General features: G+C 56.5%; 5 protein-coding genes. 1 reads left to right on the plus strand and 4 read right to left on the minus strand.

Annotated elements, in window-relative coordinates; translation table 11 throughout:
- Positions 1-285: 285 nt before the first annotated feature.
- Positions 286-948: an SH3 domain-containing protein gene (locus JE47_RS0119220; protein ID WP_031461301.1), complete on the plus strand. Its 663-nt coding sequence runs from the start codon at positions 286-288 to the stop codon at positions 946-948.
- A 119-nt stretch (positions 949-1,067) separates the two neighbouring features.
- Here the strand turns inward: JE47_RS0119220 and JE47_RS0119225 are convergent, their stop codons facing one another.
- The 4 genes from JE47_RS0119225 to JE47_RS0119240 all read right to left on the minus strand — a co-directional run bounded on the left by JE47_RS0119225 (position 1,068) and on the right by JE47_RS0119240 (position 5,786).
- Positions 1,068-2,318, minus strand: coding sequence for an ABC transporter permease (locus tag JE47_RS0119225; protein ID WP_031461302.1), 1,251 nt, complete (start codon positions 2,316-2,318; stop codon positions 1,068-1,070).
- Between the two features lie 210 nt (positions 2,319-2,528).
- Positions 2,529-3,329: an ABC transporter ATP-binding protein gene (locus tag JE47_RS0119230; protein WP_031461303.1), complete on the minus strand. Its 801-nt coding sequence runs from the start codon at positions 3,327-3,329 to the stop codon at positions 2,529-2,531.
- A gap of 52 nt (positions 3,330-3,381) precedes the next feature.
- Entirely contained in the window at positions 3,382-5,142 is a 1,761-nt protein-coding gene (locus JE47_RS0119235; protein WP_031461304.1) for an efflux RND transporter periplasmic adaptor subunit, read from the minus strand.
- Positions 5,139-5,786, minus strand: coding sequence for a TetR/AcrR family transcriptional regulator (locus JE47_RS0119240; RefSeq protein WP_051871219.1), 648 nt, complete (start codon positions 5,784-5,786; stop codon positions 5,139-5,141). Before JE47_RS0119240 ends, JE47_RS0119235 begins: the two co-directional genes overlap by 4 nt.
- Positions 5,787-5,978: the final 192 nt, after the last annotated feature.

Below are 5,978 nucleotides of genomic sequence, written 5' to 3' on the forward strand. Positions count from 1 at the left end.
CAGCCCCCCCTCCCCCGTCCTCTCCCCCTTCCTCTCCCGCAGCGTGGGAGAGGAAGGGGGCCAGGGGGAAGGTGAGGGCCGCCAGGCGTGCTCCACAGCACAGACGCTGAAACCGCCGGGGAGACGCATGCGTTATCCACCAACGTTTCCCTGACCATTATGGAGATGCTATTGTCGAGCCGCATCAAAAGACCAGGTTTTTGATCACGCTGATCCTACTCTCATCATCGCCGAAGCCTTATAATGAACCATGTACTGGTACCGTAAACAGGGAAGGAGCCTCACATGATTAATTTCGGTGGCAAGAAGGACGAGGGGGACAAGAATCAGGGGATTAGCGAGGCAATGCGCTCAATGAGCGATCAAATTGGGCGACAGGCCCAAGAGATCAAGCGGTTGCAAGAGGCGCTCGAAACTGCACAGCAGGATGCTGCTGCTGCCGAAAAGGTGCGTAAGGCGCTGGCCGATGCTGAAACACGTATGGCGCAGATGGAAGCTGAGCTGAAACGGTTGAAAGATCAACTAGCCGCAACCGGTACCGGTGCCTCAAGTGGTGGTAAGAGCGCAAGTACTTCAGGCGGAGAAACAACAACTGCACCAGGGAGCATCACCGGTTCGGTAAGTGGCGCCTTTGGTACGAGCGGTGTCCTCAAGATTGGCCCTGGTACACCGGCAACAAGCACACTGGCAACAGACACACCGGCAACTGATGGCCTACACATCGGCGGTACCGCGTATGTTCAGAAGGCGGGTGGTAAAAATCTACGTCTCCGCAGTGCCCCCGGTCTCGAGTCAACCGTCCTCGATGGACTACCTCCCGGTACCAAACTGACATTACTGGCCGGCCCTCACGAGAAGGACGGCTATCCGTGGTGGCAGATTCGTACTGCCGATGGTCGAGAGGGGTGGGTAGCCGGTACCGAATTGGTTACCGATGAGAACCAGTAGATAGCCCCCTCACCTTCCCCCGGCCCCTTCCTCTCCCACAAGGGAAGAGGAAGGGGGAAGTGGCTACGATTGCGCTGGTCACCACCGGACGATGCGCGGGGGTGCAGCACGCTGAACACCTACTCGTAACGTAATGCTTCAATCGGTGGTAATAACGCTGCCCGGCGCGCCGGATAGTAGCCGAATCCAACGCCGATAGCCGATGCAAATGTCAAAGCCAGGATAATTCCGATCCACGAGATACCGGTATTGATTCCGCTAAACGTGCTGATAAGCCAGACGATCCCAATTGCGCCGATGACCCCGATCAAACTCCCTACCAGGCTTAGCGCAACTGCTTCCATCACAAACTGACCGAGTACATCGCCATCGCTAGCACCCAGTGCCTTACGCACCCCAATCTCACGGGTACGTTCGGTTACCGCCACCAGCATAATGTTCATAATACCGATGCCGCCGACAACGAGGCTGATCCCGGCGACCACAGCAATAAACCCGGTAATGGCAGTGCTGATCCCGGCCAGTACATTCAGCGCCTGCGTTGGGGTCTGCAAGTTGAAGTCGTTGATAGCGCCATCGGGAACGTTGCGTGCAGCACGCAGTGTCCGTTCGATCAACGCCACAGCTTCATCAACCTGCTTCTCGCTCTGCAAACCGAGCAGAATGCTGCTCATCCGCAATCCACGCCCCGGCAGATCGAGATCACCGATCAGGCGAAGCCGCATGGTGCTGACCGGAGTAAAAATTCGACTGTCGGTCGAGAAAGGGCCACCGTTTTCGTTGATGATGCCAACGATCTCGATTGGTTGACCGTTAATCTCTACAGTTTGCCCAATCACATCGCGCAATGCTGCTTTATCGGCGCCGAAGAGATCACGGGCCACCAACCATCCCAAGACACCTACTCGTGCCCCTTCTGCCTCATCAGCCGGAGTGAGGAACCGTCCGTGGAGCATCGGCGTGCGTTGGACCTGTGGATAATCGGCGCTGGTACCGACCAACAACGTTTGTAAAGACACCGCACCGGCGCGTACTCGGGTGTTGACCGTGATTTCTGGCGCAATCGCCCGAAAGATGTCAGGGTGATTGGACACTAACGTGTTCAGCACCTGGTAGTCCTGGAGCGAGAGCAAGCCATAGCCGGGAACATCACGCGCCCCTTTCGCCCGAGGATCACCCGGTGTTACCGCAATGCGCCGTGTGCCCAAATCAACAAATTGTTCAAACACCTGCCCCTGTAACGCATTCCCCAGCGATAACACAGCTACCAGGGTACCGGCGCCAATAATGACACCCAGCATGGTCAGCAATGAACGAAACTTATTGGCGCGCAGGCTATCGAAAGCCATTCCAATCAACTCGGTGAGCATAGGCTCCTCTGTGCATTTGTGAAGTTCTCGCAACAATGTCGCTCAAGAGATGTATCCGTTACAGCTCTGCGGAACGTGCGACTACATGTTCCGGCAGACCATCCTCACCCCTGCCCCCTCTCGCACGAGAGGGAGCAGTGCCAAAACGAACTGGGTAAGCAACAGAGGTGAAGATCAGAGACACGAGGCGTACAGGGTAACGCCGTTTTGCTAAGCGGCTTCTTCAGTTGGTCGGCGCACCACCGGTACCGGTACCGGTTCAAGACCGTGCGACCGCTCAACCTCTTCCAAGACCTCAACACCGTAGTACTCGCTAAGAATGTTATCAACCAGTCGTCCATCGCGCAGCCCAATGACGCGATCCATATGCCGACCAATCTCAGGATCGTGGGTCACGATAATGATCGTGCGCCCCTGATCGCGATTGAGTTGGCGGAAAAGAGCCAGAATCTCGGCGCCGGTACGAGTATCGAGAGCGCCGGTTGGCTCATCGGCCAGAATAATGGCCGGATCGTGCACTAATGCACGCGCAATTGCCACGCGCTGCTTTTGACCACCTGACAGCGTGTTGGGCAGACTGTCACGTTTGTGGCCCAGACCTACTGCCTCTAATGCAGCTCTTGCCCGTTCAGCTCGTTCACGGGCACTGACCCGCCCGTAGACCAGCGGCAATTCGACATTCTTCTGCGCAGTCAGCCGGGGGAGGAGATTGAAGTTCTGAAAAACGAAGCCTAATTTGCGATTGCGAATATGCGCCTGTTCGTGACGGCTCAGGCGTGAGACATCCATTCCATCAAGGATGTACTCTCCGCTCGTTGGGTTATCGAGCAGCCCAATGATCGTCATCAGCGTGCTCTTCCCGCTTCCCGACGGCCCCATAATCGCCACCATCTCACCTTCTTCAATCGTCAGGCTTATATCGTCAAGGGCAACAAACTCGCCATCACCGGTCGGGAATGTCTTACGAATGTTACGCAGCTCGACAATCGGACGACCAATATATTCTGTCATTGCCGATCACTCCTTGCTAGTGGAAGAATAGGCGTTAGCCTTCATCTGACGGCTAACGCACAACAACCTGCTCACCCTCAGCCAGACCACTCTGAATTTCTACCAAACCGTTAGCCCGCAAGCCAACCAGCACAGCGCGTTCGCTGATCGTGCGCTGGCCGTTTGCATCGACTGTCACAACATCAACCAGCGTCTTAGCACCAACATTACGCACCGCACTTGCCGGAACCTGCAACACATTGGTGCGCGTCGCCGCAATAATTGACGCACTCGTTGTCATACCCGGTCGTACCGGTTGACCGGACGGATCGAAGGCAATCGTTACTCGATAGGCAGTTACACCATTCGTACCGGCAGGCAGTGGCTCGATATTCACTACTTCACCGCGGAACGGCGGTGCAGGAAGGGCATCAACCCTTACCTCAACCGGCTGCCCTACGTTGACGCGGGCAATATCAACTTCGTCAACCGTCACCTTGACCAGGTATCGGCTAACATCAATCAACACAACTGGCGCCTGATTAGATACAGTTTCACCAGGTGCGACATTAACGGCAGCGACCATACCGGCAAAGGGAGCCCGGAGCGTCGCTTCTTCCAGGCGAATGCGCGCTGCTTCCAGTTGAGCCTGAGCCTGAGCCAGACGCGCTTCGGCACGAGCCAGATCACTGGCCCGCGGATCGGCGGTTAACTGAGCCAGCCGGGCCTGTGCGGCTGCCAGTTGTGCCTGTTGAGCAGCAATCGTGTTTTGGCGTGCCGCACCGGTCAGTCGGGCCAATTCAGCCTCGGCGCGGGCCAGTTGAGCACGTGCAGCGGCAATCGCATCTTTGTCTGGCCCGGCTAGTAAGGCATCAAGATCGGCTTTGGCGCTGGCCACCCGTGCTTCAGCGGCTGCCAGACCGCTGATCTCGTTTTGCACAGCCGTCTGATATGCAATCTGCGCCTGTGCCAGTGCTGCTTCAGCATCGGCTAGCGCTCGTGCTGCCCGTTCAAATGCCCGCTCGTAGTCACGCTGTTCGGCATCATTGAGCGTGCGCCCGGTACGGGGATCAGTACCCTTTGCTTTCACATGCTCCCAGTTCCAGTAGGCATCGCTATAAGCACTTTGCGCATTGCGAAGCGCGTTTGCCTGCGCTTCAACACGAGCCTGAGCTTCTGCTTTGGCTGCCGACAGCAGCTCGCGCTGCCGGTCAAGCTCGGCCTGAGCCTGCACAAGCGCGGCTTCTGCCCGTGTCCGCTGTTCACTTGTCGCACCATTTAATAACTTCTGCAATCGCTCGCGGGCTTCAACAACCGCAGCCTGCGCCGCAGCAATATCACTTGGCGTTACACTGGCCTGCGTTTGTGCCAAACCGGCCTGAGCAGCGGCTACCAGTGCCTCAGCTTCGGCGCGCTGTTCGGGCGTAGCACGCTCGCGCAACGCCTGCAAATCGGCCCGCGCCAGCGCTACCGCAGCCTCAGCCGCCGCAACGTCGGCGCGCAACTGACGATCATCAAGCCGTAACAATGGATCGCCAGCGGCAACCATTTGCCCAACTGTTACCAGTACCTCTTGCACTCGACCAGGGAGGGTCAGACTCAACTCGGCGGTCTGGTTTGGTTCAACTGAACCGGTTGCTTTAACCGTAAGCTGCAAATCGCCGCGAGTAACCGGCGCCAGCGTGAGATTGGCTAATGGATCAGTAGTTGACGTGGCGGCAAAGCGGAACAGAACAGTCGCAATGACTGCAATCAGTAAACCGCCGGCAATCAATACCGGCCAGGAAAGCCGTGGCAAACCAAAACGAGGTCGGGCCTGGGGTAACGTACTCATTCCTTCACTCCTTCTAAAGGATGCGGTATGCCTCGTGTACTGACACCGTACAGAAAAAGCTCAACCAAAAGATTCGGTGATACCGGGCCAACCCACTCTGCCATAGGGCCTGGCGGGGTTAGTTCATGAAACGCCTCACAGAGGTTGAGAAACAACATCGTCGCCATCTCCGGTGAGATATGCTCTCGGATCAGGCCATGGGCAACCGCGTCACGCATCACACGCACGAGTGGCTTAAAGAGATGATGGTAAAACGCTGCACTCAACTGGCGCCGAGCTGGCTCGTCGAGATGCTCCATCATCTCGTGGCGCATCATGCGCATGTCACCCTCGTAACCGGTCACCAGGACCCTTGCCATAGCGCGCAATCGCTCATCGATGGGCCAGTCAGCGGTTGCCAGACCGGTTAGTGGTTGACTCATTGCTACCAGCACGCGCAACCCCATTTGCACGAAAAGTTCCTCCTTGTCTTTGAAGTAGTAGTACAGGGTTGGCTTGGTAATCCCGGTAGCCTGCAAAATGTCATTGATGGAAACTGCTCGATAGCCACGCTGCATAAAGAGTTGGGCCGCCACATCGAGAATACGTAATGCGGTGGGACTATTACTAATGCGTGGGTCGAGCATCAAATCGGCTTCAGTCATTTTTAACACATCAATCTAATCAATTCTTACCAACCGGTCAGTAATATACCACGGCGCAGATATTTTGTCAATATATTGCAAAGATTTTGTTCATTTTTGTGAGTGAAAAGGGTGTGGGTATCGCCCTCACCTTCCCCCCAACCCCCTTCCTCTCCCGCGCTGCGGGAGAGGAAGGGGGAGGTTGCGCCCTCA

It is taken from the genome of Chloroflexus sp. MS-G, from assembly GCF_000735195.1.
Classification (GTDB): domain Bacteria; phylum Chloroflexota; class Chloroflexia; order Chloroflexales; family Chloroflexaceae; genus Chloroflexus.